General features: G+C 55.8%; 12 protein-coding genes. All 12 read right to left on the minus strand.

Going from position 1 to position 14773, the window contains the following annotated elements; translation table 11 throughout:
• Positions 1–84 precede the first annotated feature (84 nt).
• Positions 85–1458 (minus strand): mandelate racemase/muconate lactonizing enzyme family protein, encoded by a 1374-nt coding sequence (locus F556_RS0129855; RefSeq protein WP_020620679.1) that lies wholly within the window; start codon positions 1456–1458, stop codon positions 85–87.
• Between the two features lie 22 nt (positions 1459–1480).
• Complete coding sequence (locus tag F556_RS35635) at positions 1481–2308, minus strand: carbohydrate ABC transporter permease (protein ID WP_020620680.1); 828 nt, start codon at positions 2306–2308, stop codon at positions 1481–1483.
• Positions 2309–3190: a carbohydrate ABC transporter permease gene (locus F556_RS0129865; RefSeq protein WP_020620681.1), complete on the minus strand. Its 882-nt coding sequence runs from the start codon at positions 3188–3190 to the stop codon at positions 2309–2311.
• A 68-nt stretch (positions 3191–3258) separates the two neighbouring features.
• On the minus strand, positions 3259–4551 hold the full coding sequence (locus F556_RS0129870) for an ABC transporter substrate-binding protein (protein ID WP_020620682.1): 1293 nt from the start codon (positions 4549–4551) through the stop codon (positions 3259–3261).
• A 175-nt stretch (positions 4552–4726) separates the two neighbouring features.
• Positions 4727–5860 (minus strand): response regulator, encoded by a 1134-nt coding sequence (locus tag F556_RS0129875; protein WP_020620683.1) that lies wholly within the window; start codon positions 5858–5860, stop codon positions 4727–4729.
• Positions 5857–7524: a cache domain-containing sensor histidine kinase gene (locus F556_RS0129880; RefSeq protein ID WP_083938208.1), complete on the minus strand. Its 1668-nt coding sequence runs from the start codon at positions 7522–7524 to the stop codon at positions 5857–5859. Before F556_RS0129880 ends, F556_RS0129875 begins: the two co-directional genes overlap by 4 nt.
• A 295-nt stretch (positions 7525–7819) precedes the next feature.
• On the minus strand, positions 7820–8773 hold the full coding sequence (locus F556_RS0129885) for a D-2-hydroxyacid dehydrogenase (protein ID WP_020620685.1): 954 nt from the start codon (positions 8771–8773) through the stop codon (positions 7820–7822).
• A gap of 94 nt (positions 8774–8867) precedes the next feature.
• Positions 8868–9944 (minus strand): FecCD family ABC transporter permease, encoded by a 1077-nt coding sequence (locus F556_RS0129890; protein WP_020620686.1) that lies wholly within the window; start codon positions 9942–9944, stop codon positions 8868–8870.
• The gene (locus F556_RS0129895; protein ID WP_020620687.1) at positions 9937–10959 is read right to left on the minus strand and encodes a FecCD family ABC transporter permease; all 1023 of its coding nucleotides are present in this window, start codon (positions 10957–10959) and stop codon (positions 9937–9939) included. Before F556_RS0129895 ends, F556_RS0129890 begins: the two co-directional genes overlap by 8 nt.
• A gap of 15 nt (positions 10960–10974) precedes the next feature.
• Positions 10975–12021: an ABC transporter substrate-binding protein gene (locus tag F556_RS0129900; protein WP_020620688.1), complete on the minus strand. Its 1047-nt coding sequence runs from the start codon at positions 12019–12021 to the stop codon at positions 10975–10977.
• Positions 12022–12102: 81 nt separating this feature from the next.
• The gene (locus F556_RS0129905; protein ID WP_020620689.1) at positions 12103–12921 is read right to left on the minus strand and encodes an AAA family ATPase; all 819 of its coding nucleotides are present in this window, start codon (positions 12919–12921) and stop codon (positions 12103–12105) included.
• Between the two features lie 115 nt (positions 12922–13036).
• Entirely contained in the window at positions 13037–14773 is a 1737-nt protein-coding gene (locus F556_RS0129910) for a methyl-accepting chemotaxis protein (RefSeq protein ID WP_020620690.1), read from the minus strand.

A 14773-nucleotide genomic window follows, 5' to 3' on the forward strand; every position in this document is an offset into this window, starting at 1 on the left:
GCCGTTAGAGCTGGCTGCCTATTGGAAGAATGACCCACATCGCGCAGGCCATCACTTTTCAATCGCTTGCACCAGAGGTGCCGCCTAGCTCCATTGGCGATCATTGGACCAGTAACGGTCCCACTGCTCGGTCGGCTCCCATAGACCAGGGATGTCGGGATGAAGATGCTGGGCGATGGTCTCGTCGTTGAGGTCCTCGATGCCTAGCCCAGGCGCGTCCGGGACGGTGATGAAGCCATTCTGGACGAGTGGCTTCGGCAGCTTGCTGACAATAAGATCGTCCCACCAGGGCACCTCATTGGAGTGAAATTCCAGCGCCAGGAAGTTCTCAGTCGCCGCCGCCGCATGAACGGCGGCCAGACAGGCAATCGGACTCTCTGCCATGTGGATTGCCATGGCAACTCCATGCTCGTAGGCTAGATCGCCGATCTTCTTGGTTTCCAGGATGCCGCCAGCGGTTAGAACATCAGGGTGAACGATGGAGACGCCCCCCGACTGAATGAGCGGTGCGAAATTTTCCTTCAAATAAATATCTTCACCCGTACACACCGGAGTTGTCACCGATTGGGACAGCCGGACATACTGCTGCGTGTACTGCCAGGGGATCATATCCTCCATCCAGGCGAGGTTAAATTTCTCAATCCGTTTACCCAGCTTAATACAGTCCTCGATCCCGATATGACCGAAGTGGTCAATCGCCAGCGGCACCTCATACCCGATTTCGTGGCGCACCTTGGCCACGTATTCCTCCAGCAGATCCAGCCCCTTCTCCGTCACATGCAGTCCTGTGAAAGGATGGGCGAGGTTCTGAAGCTCATAGTGCCGCCGGATCTCATCCGGGGTGAGCGGCTTCTCGAAGCGTGCCCGCCACTTGCGCGTAACCTCCTTCATCTCCTGCAGGAAGCCCGGCGGTCCGCTGATCGTCCCCTGCTCATGGGCAATCTGTTCGATGCCCAGATCCATCTTGAGGAACGTGTATCCCTGTTCCATCCGCTTCTTGAGCGCCAGTCCCATGGCTGTACCGGTGTCCTTGCCGTCCACGTCGGTGTCGCAGTACATACGAATACGGTCGCGGAACTTGCCCCCCAGCATTTGATAAATCGGGATGCCATAGGCTTTGCCAGCGATATCCCAGAGCGCGATCTCAATGCCGCTGACGCCGCCGCCTTGCCGCCCGTGGCCGCCGAATTGCTTGATGCGCCGGAACAGCTTGTCGATATAGCATGGATTCTCGCCGATTAACCGGCTCTTCAGCATCTGCGCATACAGCTTCTCGGCATTGTCCCGGACTTCGCCGAAGCCGACAATGCCCTGGTTGGTGTAGACCTTGATCAGGCTGCAATGGGTGGGAATGCCACAGATGTCGGCGAACCGGATGTCGGTAATGCGCAGCTCGGACGGCTTGGAGTGGGTATTCACGTAAGCCAGCGTTGATTCATAGGTTTCAGTGTTGTGCATGACAGATATTCTCCTTTGGCGGTTAGCCCTTGACCGCTCCGCTGGTCAAGCCTTTGATGAATTGCTTTTGCATAAAAATAAATAACAGAATAATCGGGATCATCAGCATCACCATCGCAGCGAAGAACAACGGCCAGTCGACCGAGAACTCGCCCTTCAGCCGCTGCAGTCCGAGGGTGACCGGGAAGAGACGACGGTCCTGCAGCAGGATAAGCGGTAGAAAAAAGCTGTTCCACACATGCAATCCGGTCAAAATGACGACCGTTGCGATGATGGGCCGCGAAATCGGAAAGACGATGCGCCAGAAGGTGCCGACCTCCGTGCAGCCATCGAGCAGCGCCGCATCCTTGAGATCCGTAGGAATCGTCTTGAAAAAGCCGTAGAAAATGAAGATCGCCAGCGGCAGATCAAAAGCGACGAATACCAGATTGATTCCCGCATGGGTATTCAAGATACCCAGTTGCTTGAGCAGGATGAACAGGGTGATGATTTTGGCCTGAATCGGAATCATCATTCCCAGGAGGAAATAGCTGAAGAGCTGCTTGCTGCCGCGAAAGTTCCAGTTCAATGCATAAGCCGCCATGGAGCCGAACAGGACGGTGAACAGGACGCTCACGAACGTAATGGAGAAGCTGTTGAAGAAATAGGTCGAGAAGCTGGCGCTATTCCACGCCGCCTCATAGTTTTCAAGGGTCCACCTCACGGGCAGCGCGAAGGGATTGGACATGAATTCGACGCTGGGCTTCAGCGAAGCCATGACAATAATGCCAATCGGAAACAGGATTAGCACACTCACGGCAGCCAGCAGCAGGTAGCTCGCTATCAGCTCCAGCCTATGCAGCACGCGCATTTAGTAGTCGACCTCCCTTCGCTTCAAATACCAGAGCTGTCCCAGCGCAAACACGGCTATAATGAAGAACAAAATCAGCGACATCGCAATCCCATACCCGAATTGATTGGTCTCAAAGGCAACCTTGTAAATCGCGGTACCAATGACCTGAGAGGAGTCGAAGGGACCACCGCCCGTCAAAATGTAGACCAGATCGAACTCTTTGAAGGCATTAATGGTGGAGAGAATCATGTTGATGGTAATGGCCGGCGCAATGAGCGGGAAGGTAATATGCACGAATTGCTTCCACTTGCTCGCACCGTCCATCTGCCCTGCGTCATAGAGCTCTGCTGGGATCGTCTGAAGCCCCGCCAGATAGATGACCATGGCATAGCCCATCGTCTGCCACACAGAGACAAATACCACCGTGAACAAGGCTGTCGAGGTCGAGCCGAGCAGATCCCATTGTGCAATTCTGTCCCAGCCGATGGCTTCAAAGAATACCTGCCAGAAACCGAAAACCGGATTGAAAATCGTGACCCACAGGTAGGCGACGATGATGGAACTCAGGATGGCAGGCAAAAAAAATACGCTGCGAAAGAAACCGGTCAGCCGGAGCTTGCGGTCCAGCATGATGGCAAAAAACAGCGCCAGAACATTTTTCAATACAACTACAGCTATTGAGAAGATAAGTGAATTTTGCAGTGCCTTGTAAAACAATTTATCCTGCAAAATGTCCTTGAAGTTGTCCATCCCGATCATGCGGTAGCTAGGCGAAATGCCATCCCAATCCGTGAGCGCATAGTAGAGCCCGCTCAGGCTGGGATACATGACAAACAAGGTGTATAACGCCGTAGCCGGGAACAGAAACAGGAACAAGTTGACGAGTCGTCTTCGTTTCATAGCGTCATCCCCATCGATTCGGCAAAAGAGTACCGGAGCAACACGGCCCTCCGGTACTCTGGCCAAGTTTACGGTGCGATTTCTTTATCCGTTACGGCTTGCACTTCCTTGGCAAGCTCCTCAAGCGGTGTACCATCCTTGCCAATAATCCGTTGGAAGGCGGTAGCAAGTGCAGGCTTGGACTGCGGCAGAACGACAGCGTGCATCAGATCCGAGGTCGGCATATCGAGCAGCGGCATCAGCACCTGGGCGATTGGATGAAAATCGTAGTTGACGCCGTTCACCGAGCTCGGCAAATTAATTTCGGTCGACATCAGCTGTGCGTTCTCCGTCTGAGAGATGTACTCCAGGAAAATCAGCGAAGCATCCTTGTTCTTGCTCTTGTTGTACAGCGCCATCGTGTGGCCTGCCGAGAAGGGTACCCGCCGCTCTTGTCCCGGGTCGTTGCCTGGGGGCGCAAAGGCACCCACTTCGAATTCCGGCGTATTGGCAGCCAGAAACTCGATCACGCCGACCTGCTGCGAGATCATCGCCGCTTTGCCCTGGTAGAATGCCTGATAGGCCTGATCTCGGCCGATCCCGAGTGCGCCTTCGAGGAAATAGCCTTTATCAACAATCAATTTGTAGCGCTCCATCGCATCAATGGATTCGGGATCCGTCCATTTGGCCTCCCCTCGGCCGACCTTTTGCACCCAGGTAGGATCCTCGCTAAGCAGCGCTCCGTAAGGGATGGCACTGAAATGGTTATTCTCGCCCTGATCCTTGGAACCGATTACAAGCGGCGCAACGCCGTTTGCCTTCAATGTCTCACAGAGCGCCAGGAACTCCTCCCAGTTTTGAGGCTCCGATAACCCGAGTTCGTCAAAGATTGTCTTGTTGTACCAAGTAACGTAGTAATTCAATGCAATGGAGAGCGCATAGAGCTTGCCGTCGATCTTGGAGCTCTCGATAACCGCTGGATTATAGTTTTCCTTGTAGGTCACATCGCTGAGATCAACCAGCTGACCCGTCTTCGCAAGCTGGATATAATCCGGACGCAGCGGTGTAATCAGATCGACATCTTCACCTCCAGCAGCGAGCCGGGTTTTGATGACCTCGGAGATCTTGCCGCCGCCAATGGTCTCCCAGTTTACTGTAATGCCTGGATAATCTTCATGGAACTTGGCCAGCATCTGTGTTGGCTCCAGTGCCTGTGTAAGCACGTTGACCGTACCTTTCACTTCATCAGGAGTTCCAGATGATTGGCCCTCAGTCGCAGGCGGCGCGTTACCTGAGGGCGGCTCTGCCGCAGGCGGAGCATTGGTGCTGCAAGCTGCCAAGACGAACACAACTAACAGTAGCAGCAGGGAGGTTCTTTTCATGAATTCGTTTCCCCTTTCCTTCATGTAAGCGTTTCCGCTTCATGAGATTATCATAAATCACTTGCGTCACATGCATAAGGAGACAGGAATGATCTTCTTGTCTCCTTTTTTGACTACTTGGGCCCCCGTATTGTGCGCATAGCATACATCTGCACGTTTCAAGTCCATTTTTTTGTCATCCGGGTCCAACCTTTTGACCTTCCGCTTGCCGGTATTCCGTCGGGGTCAGGCCCTGTGAGGCTTTGAACAATTTCAGAAAATAACGGGCGTTGCGATAACCAACACGCTCGGCAACCTCATAGACGGTCAGCTCTGAGTGCCGCAGCAGCTTCCTAGCCTCATCGAGTCGCAAGCCCGTCAAATAATCAACAAACGTCCGCCCCGTCTCCCGCATGAACAGTCGACTGAAATACGCGGGGCTGACATGCACCTGCTCACTGATGACCTCCAGTGTTACCTCTTCACTATAGTGAGTCTGCAGGTAATGAATGGCCTTGCGAATCGATTCGTGAAGGCCGTCCAATCCGTCCCGCTCTCGAACTCGCTGGGCCAGCTCCTCCCTCAGCTCATGGTAGACAGCAGGCCATTGCTCCCATCGGATGCCGCTGCGGATTTCTGTCGCGACTATGGACGCCGACTGGCGAGCCATCCAGGGGGCAAGGCCTTCATCGGCAGCCACGCAGATCTCCTCCGCCAGCTCGAATACCAAGACTCCGTCCCCTGCAGACAGGAGTGACTGTCCCCCCGTTGCATGTGTCGCCAGCGCAACATCGAATGGCTCCTGCCAGAGTCCAAACTGCGCACGAAGCTCATTCAAGTAGTCGAGCTCCGCCTCCCCAGTCAAGGCCTGGCGCAGGACATACTCTGCCAGCTGCTGCCGGGAGCTGGCGCCCGCTCCTGCCAATCGCTGGAGGATCGACTGCTCCTGCCGCTTGCCCCAGCGTGCACGGGCCTTCGCCAGACAGCTGATTAACTCCCCCTCAGAGATGGTCGCTTTGTGCACATAGTCGCTGACCTCCAGCATCAGTGCTTGGCGTACATACGAGAAATCATCGTAGCTGCTGAGGATAACTACCTCGCACAGCAATTTCTCCTGATTGATCTTCTCAATTAATTCAAACCCGTCCATGACAGGCATTCGAATATCTGTCAGGACAAGGTCCACGCTCTGGCGCTGCAGCACCCCCCAGGCTTCCTCGCCCGTGGCTGATTCGGCCACGATTGTGTAGCCATTAGCCTCCCAGTCAATCAAGGTGCGCAAAAAACGGCGCACCAGCGCTTCATCCTCAACCAGCAGCACCTTCATCATGTGATGTCTCCCTCCTTGATAACGGGCCAAGCTACTGTAATCGTCGTGCCTTGGTTCATCCCGCTTGCAGCCATCATCTCGGCTTCCGGACCAAATTGCAGCTTGAGCCGTTCATAGACATTGCGAACTCCGATCTTGTGCATACCCGGCTGTCCCTCTCCGCTATCGCCTGGCGCCAGCAGAGAACGAAGCTTCTCCTCCGGCATGCCCACACCGTCATCCACAATCATCGCGATATTGGAGTTCCCCTCCAGCCGGAGCATGATTCGAACCGTCCCTTTGGAGCCGAGCGGGCCGATGCCGTGAAAGATGGCATTCTCCACAATTGGCTGCAGAAGGAAAGGGATAACCAGATGTTCTGCCATCCCGTCTTGTACCTGCATCTCCAGCTCAAAATTCTCATGGCGCAAATGCAGCAAGGAGGTATAGCGCCGAATCAGTTCAAGCTCTTCTCCAAGCGGCACCAGCATGCGTTTGTTCTTGGCGCTGAATTGAAGCAGATGAACGAGGGAGGCAATCTGCTCCCCCAGCTTGGCATTGCCGTCCGTAATCGCTTGGATGCGAAGCGCCATCAGCGTATTGTATAGAAAATGGGGATTGATTCTTGCTTGCAGAGCATCCATTTCCAGTTGGGCCTTCTGCTGCTCGCGCTGAACATTCTCCTCCAGCAGCTCCCCCATCCGCTCCAGCATCCGGTTGAAGCGCTGGGTCAGCTCGCCAACCTCGTCCCGATGGATCACCTGAATCTTGCCGTCCAGACGGCCGCGCTCTACATCCTGCATTTTCAGCTTCAGATTGAGCAGCGGCTTGACGATGCCAGAGGACAGGAGGCGTGCCGCGAAGATCGCGGCTACCGATAAGGCAATGGTCAGGATCATAATAAAATTGCGAATTGTCCGCGACTCACGAAACAGCTCGTCCCTGGACATGAGATGAATGGAGCGCCAGCCCGTGACCGGAGAAACGGTGCTGGACTGCAGCCACTGATCACTATGCATGTAGGTATCTGCTGCCTCGCTCATAATAACCGGTTGCCCGTCCCGTCCGAGAACAACAACATGCCGCGGACTCTCGGGGATCCCGAGTATGGCCACCAGCTCGCTGGCCTTGATATTTATAGCAAGCACGCCCATGGGCTCCAGTGTATGTAGATTCTTGATCTGCCGGGCAAACGTAACCACGTCCTCCTGCGGCTCGCGCTGGAAGCTCACAAATTCACGCTCGACTCGTCGCCCGCTCAGCACCCAACTGCCGCCGCTCGCCATCGCCTCCCGATACCAGGCTTCGCCTGTTGGTTCATAGTCCAAGGATAAGCTGAGGGCGGGATGCACGGAGTCATAAATGCCATTGAACCCATAGACAGCGATGCCCGACAGCCCTGTCGTCAGCTTGTGGATGCCGGCGAGGAAACTCTTGACTTCAGCCTCTTCCCGCACCTCAAGGATCGTCCATTCCAGCGGCAGGACATAACTCTGCTCCAGTCGTTCCTGGATGACCGGCGCTTCGATGACATTCAAGGAAATCGTGTCGATATTGCTCACATATTGATTGACCTGCTGGTTGGTTCCCTCCGACAAGTACTGAAATTGCTCCCGTGCCTTGGCTTCAAGAATTGAAGCGCTTTTCATATAGTTGATGACGGCAATAAGCGACAACGGAATCATCACCAGGAGGATAAAAGAGACCAGAAGCTTGGATTTAATGGATCGCCAGTTTCGCCAGTGGATAGATCATCACTTCCTCTAACAGACTATTGTGAATGTATGAAGCGCTTTCAATAAATACGTCTGTGTATTTGTTCCTATCATATCCTACGACGATGAGGTTTGGGAACGACTCCCTTTAACGCTTATTGAGCGTTAGCGCCGTGGCTTTTCATATAACTTCCTTCCGCACTTCACGACAAAAAGCCCCTCCGGGGCTTGTGCCTGCCGGAAGGGATGGTCACTGATTAGTTCGTCAATACTGCCGTTCCGTGTCCACCAGATTGAGGGATGGCTTCTGACCTTTCTGATAATCAGCCAGATTCTGCAGGAAGATATCTAGCACCCGTTCCTCATACCGGTCGGTGGCGCCCCCGTTGTGAGGTGTGATGATGACGTTGGTGAGCTCCCACAGCGGGTGCTCGGCTGGCAGCGGCTCTTGTTCGAAGACGTCCAGACCTGCACCTGCGATGTCGCCGCTGCGCAGTGCATCTATCAGCGCTTCCGTATCCACCGTGGCGCCGCGACTAACATTAATGAAGATAGCCGATGACTTCATCCGGGCGAACTGCTCGCGACCGAACATATGGTGCGTATCGTCAGTCAGCGGCATGATCGCGACCACGATATCACTTTCTGCCAGTACGCTGTCCAGCCCCGTCCCGTCAAACATCTGGTCGATGACCCCCACAGGCTCGCCGGAGCGCCGAATGCCCAGTGTCTTCATCCCGAAGGCTTGGGCCATCCGCGCAATCTCTTCACCAATCGCTCCCACGCCAATGATGCCAATGGTTTTGCCATGGAGCTCTGTCATGCCGCTTGGGTTCTCCCAGCGACGCTCCGCCTGATGGCGGATGGAGATATGCAAATTGCGGGCAAAGGCCAGCATCATCGCCAGGGCCGTCTCGGACACGGGATGCGGATGCACGCCGCTTGCGGTTGTAAGCGATATTCCCTTGTGGGCGAACAGCTCCAGCGGCATCCGGTCAATGCCTGCGCCCCATGCCTGAATCCATTGAATACGGGATCCTTCCGCCTCACATGCCTTCTCGACTTCACCTTGCCAGCCTACGACCACCTCAGCTTGCTTGAGATCAGCAGCCAAATCCTGCGATTGATCAGCCTGTACAATCCGGACCTCAGGCGCCTCCTCGCGGATCCGGCGGAGACCCGCCTCGGAGAGCTTGGGGTATACGACAATGGTACACATCTCGATCCACTCCTAGTCAGATTAGATTAGATTATGTATTACCTCTTACCCCTTACCCAATCTCTCCCAGATGAAAACAATACATCTGATGCGCTCATGAACCGCCGCTCCGCCGGTGCACGAGGCTATGCCGCAGCAGATAGAGAAAGAAGGGCGCGCCAAGCAATGTCGTCACCGCGCCCACAGGGAGACTGGAGACGCGGTGCTCCAGTCCCGGCAGCGCCAGAGTCAATGTCAGGCTCTGACCCATCCAATCCGCAGCGGTCAGCAGCACCGCCGAGAATAGAGCGCTGACGGGAAACAGTCGCAGCGGATGACCGCCGACGAGCCTGCCGGCAATGTGTGGTCCGATCAGACCAATGAAGCCGATCGCCCCGACCACTGAGACCGCAGCAGCCGTCAGCGCTGCGGCGGTCAGCAGCAGCCACAGCTTGGTTCTTCCTGCCGGCAATCCCAAGCCTACAGCCGTGGCATCGCTGAACCGGAGCACGGCAGCACGCCGGGCCAGCAGCAGCGCCAGCACGATCAGGGCCAATGCCCACGGCCACAAGGTGTGCCAATGCGTCCATACCCGGCCATTGAGCGAGCCAAAATTCCACAGCAGAATTGAGGCGAGTCCCTGCTGCTGCTTGAGTAACAGCAAAGAAGTCAGCGACTGAAGAACCGAGGTGACCACAATCCCTGTTAACGCTAATCGAGGGCCGCTGTTGCCCTTTCTCCCATTCAGTACATAGATCAGAATCACGGTTAGCATCCCGCCAAGCATGGCAAGGAGCGAGAGACGGCCGCCTGACAGCGACGCAGCTGGCAGCAATTGCACTGCCAGTACGATCGTCAGCACAGAACCAGCCGACACACCGATCAGACCAGGCTCCACCAGCGGGTTGCGCAGTACGATTTGCAGGATCGCTCCTGCAAGGCCCAGCATCGCGCCCGCAGCCATGGCTATCAACACGCGCGGCAGCCGCAGATTCCAGACGATGTGACGGCTGCCTGCATCCTCCGTCCAATTGAACAAGGCGCTCACGACCTCAGGCAGTGACATTACGGTGCGCCCGTACGCAATATGCAGGAACACTAGCGACAGCAGCAATAATGACAAGACGGTTAGCGTCCAGAGCAAGCGGCGGGTGCCGGGAGCGCCCACTGCTGCGTTACGCAGATCAGCCATGTACGCCCCCTCCTCTCCTGGTGACGATATACAGCAAGAAGATCGTGCCGCCGATCAATGTGGTCCATACCCCGACAGGCAGCTCCATCGGCTCCAACCACAGCCGGGCCATCTGATCAGCAGCCGTTAGCAATACCGCCCCGCACAGGGCCGAGACTGGCAGCACCAGTCTCACATCCTGTGATCGGGTAAGCGCCCGGGTCAGATGAGGTGCCAGCAGCGCGATGTAGCCGATGGGACCGCATTGGGCTACGGTGACGGCAACTAGCAAAGCGCTGACGATGAGCACGAGCAAGCGGGCCCGATCGACCTTGACACCTAATCCCGAGGCCGTCTCGTCCCCGAGCTGCAGCAGGTTCACCGAACGTGCAAGCGCCAGGGCCAAGGGCAGCAATACGATGAACCAAGGCAAGATACGAAGCACCTGCTCCCATCCCCGGTTCGCCAAGGAGCCAAGCAGGTACGTGTAGAGCAGATTGACGTCATTACTCGTCCCCATCGCAATCAACACCACGAGCAGCCCGTTCAGCATCGCAGACACCGCCATGCCCACCAGCAGCATGCCGGTTGCGCCCTTGCTGCCTCTCGCCGCCACAACCACAATGCCACCGCCCGTCAGTCCACCGGCAAGCGCCAACATCGGATGCAGATGAAACGGAATGGGCAGGTGGAGGACGGTTATGGCAGCCACTGCAAATGACGCGCCAGCCGAAATGCCGAGCAGCTCAGGTCCTGCCAATCGGTTGTTCAGCGCGCCTTGCATAAGGGTACCAGCCGCTGACAGCAGGGCACCGACAAGCAGGCCGAGCACGATACGGGGCAGACGGATGTCAAGCACAATGGTGCGCGCGAGTTCTTCACCCCCGCCCATCCACAGCAGATCGGCCAGCGCGCCCCAGCCCAAGACAGGCGTGCCGGATCGCAGTCCGACTGACGCTGTGGCTACCAAGACGACAAGCAAAAGAAAAACCGGAAGAATCACCTTTCTTCCGGTTGTGTATGTTTTCCCAGCCATGAACGCTGACGCCTCCTACTGGAGCTCCGGGTAAAGGATCGCCATGGACTCATCGATCAGAATGCCCAGCGAACGCGTGCCCCGGCCATCGCCCCAGATCGGAGAACGAACCTCATGGACCTGGCCGTTCTGCACGGCTGTGAGCTTCTCCCACAGCGGTGACGCCGCCAGCTGCTCCGATACCGGCGCTGCATCGGGACTGAAGCTATAGCTCTGGACGAAGATGACATCCGGATCCTCGGTGATGAGCCGCTCCAGCGAGTAAGGAACTGCCCCTTCTCCATACGGATCATCCTCCGGCCTTTCTACCTTCCATGGGTATTCGGCAATTTCGGTCATGACCGTTCCGCCGAGACCGGAGTCTGTAATGACGGAGAAATTCACATCCGAACCGTAGATAATAACTGCCTTTTTGTCCTTTGGCGCCTCGGCAGCAGCCTGCTCCAGCTTCTCCATGAACCGCTGCTTGGCAGCGGCTGCCGCTTCTGTCTTGCCGGCCATCTGTCCTACCGCCTCCAGTATGTCCAACGACTCGTTATAATGGGACGGGTTGACCAGGTAGAGCGGAGCGATGCCGCCCAGTCCTTCACGCAGCGAGTCATGCACGCCCTGCAGGCCGATGACAAGATCAGGCGCTGCAGTGACGAGATCCTCCAGGCTAGGTTCAAAGAAGCTGCCCCCGATGGAAGGAAACGACTCCCCTGCACTGCCGTAGAACTCCGGAGCGCTGGCGATTACCCTTACACCGCCTTCAGCAACAGCAGCAGGCTCCATCTCCAGCTCCGCCAGAACGTCCACACAAAGCGATACAATACAAGCAATCTGCTGTACCGGCCCATCCAGCGTGATCGTCTCGCCCGTCACATCCTGCACTGTTATCGGCCCGGCCACCTCTGCCCTTTCTTCCGCTGCTTGAGCTTCCGGCACAGCTTCGACAGGAGCCGCATTCTCTGCATGTCCACCATTCTCATTGGAGCTGTTGCCCGCATTGCCGCAGGCGGCAGCGAATAGCAGGGCCACCATCATCATACTTACCCACACATACTTTTTGCTGCTTCTCATGTTGATCCCCTTTAACTATACGTAATAATTACTATTAAATGATGCGTTTTTAATTGTAATCATTACACTTAATTCTGTCAATCATTTTGCAACAAGAGCCGCCCGTGGTTGGTATTCATGATGGGATTCCTCAATATCCTTAAGCGACAAGGCCCGATCCTCGATAATCGCCTTGCGCTTGGCCTTCAGCAGAATCTGCTCGATATCCGCGAAGCTGCACCCTTCCAGACGTGCAGAAGCCAGGTCACGAACGCCTTGATCGCAAGAAAACTCACCGATCAGCAGATCCATGTATTCTTCTCTAGCCTCGTCCTCCGGCATGCTATACACCATCTTCGTATCGAAGCGACGCCAGATCGCGCCATCCAGCTCCGTTTCCAAATTGGTCGCTGCGGCGCATACACTGTCGCCCTCGAATTCGTCCAGACACTGCAGCAGCGTATTCACCACCCGCGACATTTCCTTGACCTCGTCATTGTTCTCCCGTGTTCTCGCAATCGCGTCGAACTCATCCAGGAACAGTACGCAAGGCGACGCCTTGGCATACTCGAAGATTTTGCGGACATTGCTTGCCGTTTCGCCCAGATGGCTGTGAATGATGGCATCCAGCCGGACCAGCACCAGCGGCAGCTCCAGCCTGGCCGCCAGGTAGAAGGCCGTCAAGGTCTTCCCGGTGCCTGGGGGACCAAACATGAGCAGCTTGTTGGGGATTGGCACATCATGCGTTTCGAACTTCTCTTTCATATTCAGAATGGTCAGGAACTCGTCCACAATGCGCCGGTTGGCGGTAGGCAATACGATCCGCCTGACTTTTTTGGCACATTCCTTGGGCGTATAATAGGTTGCCGTATCGATCCCTTTGGCCCTCGGCATCCGTCCGTTAGATTTAGCTTTATTCATCGTTGCGCTCCTCTTATACGTAATCATTACATTTTATTATAGCTGCCTCGCTATTTTTTTCAAGCTGAGTAATCAGAAAAAAAAGCCGCTCCCCTAAAGGAACGGCTGCCACTTCTTACTGGGCAATCTTGAAACGCTGGACGGACTGCTGCAGGTCGGCGGCCATCTCGGACAAATGGCGGATCGCGCCCGTGATTTCTTCCATCGTCGCACTCTGCTGCTGCACGGCTGCCGCCACCTCCTCGTAGCCTGCCGATTGCTCCTGGGTAATGCCCGAGATGCTCTGCATCGAGCCCGTAATCGTCTCGAAGGAGCGGTCGGCCTTATCCAATGCAGACTGAAGATAGTTCATGCGATCCGTAAATGCGGAGATGCCGCCAAAGATCTGGTCAAAATTCTCCTGCATGTCCTGAATCCACACCTGGCCTTGCTCGACCGCCTGGTAGCCCTGAGAGATGCTTGTCAGCACCAGCTCACTGTCCTGCTGCGTACCAGAGATTAGCGCCGTTACGGAGCCAGCAGCTTTGGAGGACTGGTCGGCCAGCTTCTTGACCTCATCTGCTACCACGGCGAAGCCCTTGCCCTGCTCCCCAACCCTTGCCGCTTCGATAGAGGCGTTCAGGGCCAGCAGGTTGGTTTGCTGCGCAATGTCGGTAATAATGGTGATGATCTCCCCGATCTCCTTGGATCGGGAGCCCAGCTGTGCCGCCGCTTCCCGCGATTGCCGCATTTCCTGCTGGATGGCGTTCATCTGCTGCAAGGTCTGTTCGACCAACTGTCTGCCGCCCACGGACTGATGGCTGACGGTCTGGGCCATCTCCTGCATGGATCGGACCTCGGTCGTCACTGCCGCGAGATCATGGTTGACTTCGATAATGGAAGCCGCGCTGCTCGTAATCGAGGAAGCGACCTCGGCCACGCCATCATGCATATGGTTCATCGAGCCCGCGACCTGCCGCGAGCTGGAGCTCATCTCTCCTGCTGCCTGGTAGAGCTGGGCACTTGTTGTCGTCACCGTCTGAGCCGATGTGGAGATCTGGCGAATCAACGACTCCAGGTTGCCCCGCATCTCGGTGAAGGACTGTCCTAGACGGCCGATCTCATCAGACCGCCGGATCGAGACCCGCTCCGAGAGATCACCCGCGGCAATCTTCTCCGTCACCTGCATCAGACCGACGACCGGCCTGGTCATCCCCCGGCTGATCAGGTAAGCGATGGAGGCGCCGACGACCGCCAGAATGATCATGATCCACAACGTGATCGTATGGGTAGTCGTTTGAGTCTCCGGAACGATGGAGGCATCCAGGTCGATTCCGGCCAGCCCGGCATTTTGACCATTCGCATCTACTAGAGGTATAAAAACAGACTTGTGAATCCCATACTCATCCTCATAAATCGTACTTAAGGTCGGCTCGTTCGTCGCTAGCGACGCTCGCATCTCTTCCGTAAACGGATATTCCATTCCGTAGTCGTCTTCCACACCGGTCAGGATGAGGATCTGTTCCTGATCAGCAGCCTGCCAGAGAATATAGACATTCTCCAACGAATAGTCACTCTTGAATGCTTCCAGCTGAGCTTTGATCTTCACATACGCCGGATGGTCTGGGCCATCAATCTCGTAGACCTGCTCCGGAATGGATGCCAGATAGGCACTAACCGCCTGAATATTCGTACTCAAGCGGACATCGAACTGATCCTCCAGCTTGGTGGACAAATTCTTGTTCAGCTCGTTGACCGTGAGCCAGAATATTGTACACATCAGCAGCACCAGGATTAGAATGCTCCCCATAATCTTGATAACCATCCGGCCGCGAAGCCGGTTCATCAGAGTTGTCTGCACTTGCTGTCCCAA

Source organism: Paenibacillus daejeonensis DSM 15491 (assembly GCF_000378385.1).
In the GTDB taxonomy this organism is placed as follows: Bacteria; Bacillota; Bacilli; order Paenibacillales; family Paenibacillaceae; genus Paenibacillus_D; species Paenibacillus_D daejeonensis.

What these genes read in the sequence shown, in the direction of transcription:
- F556_RS0129855 (WP_020620679.1), bottom strand. Translation starts at nt 1,458, where the DNA reads ATGCACAACACTGAAACCTATGAATCAACGCTGGCTTACGTGAATACC.
- F556_RS35635 (WP_020620680.1), bottom strand. Translation starts at nt 2,308, where the DNA reads ATGCGCGTGCTGCATAGGCTGGAGCTGATAGCGAGCTACCTGCTGCTG.
- F556_RS0129865 (WP_020620681.1), bottom strand. Translation starts at nt 3,190, where the DNA reads ATGAAACGAAGACGACTCGTCAACTTGTTCCTGTTTCTGTTCCCGGCT.
- F556_RS0129870 (WP_020620682.1), bottom strand. Translation starts at nt 4,551, where the DNA reads ATGAAAAGAACCTCCCTGCTGCTACTGTTAGTTGTGTTCGTCTTGGCA.
- F556_RS0129875 (WP_020620683.1), bottom strand. Translation starts at nt 5,860, where the DNA reads ATGATGAAGGTGCTGCTGGTTGAGGATGAAGCGCTGGTGCGCCGTTTT.
- F556_RS0129880 (WP_083938208.1), bottom strand. Translation starts at nt 7,524, where the DNA reads ATGATTCCGTTGTCGCTTATTGCCGTCATCAACTATATGAAAAGCGCT.
- F556_RS0129885 (WP_020620685.1), bottom strand. Translation starts at nt 8,773, where the DNA reads ATGTGTACCATTGTCGTATACCCCAAGCTCTCCGAGGCGGGTCTCCGC.
- F556_RS0129890 (WP_020620686.1), bottom strand. Translation starts at nt 9,944, where the DNA reads ATGGCTGATCTGCGTAACGCAGCAGTGGGCGCTCCCGGCACCCGCCGC.
- F556_RS0129895 (WP_020620687.1), bottom strand. Translation starts at nt 10,959, where the DNA reads ATGGCTGGGAAAACATACACAACCGGAAGAAAGGTGATTCTTCCGGTT.
- F556_RS0129900 (WP_020620688.1), bottom strand. Translation starts at nt 12,021, where the DNA reads ATGAGAAGCAGCAAAAAGTATGTGTGGGTAAGTATGATGATGGTGGCC.
- F556_RS0129905 (WP_020620689.1), bottom strand. Translation starts at nt 12,921, where the DNA reads ATGAATAAAGCTAAATCTAACGGACGGATGCCGAGGGCCAAAGGGATC.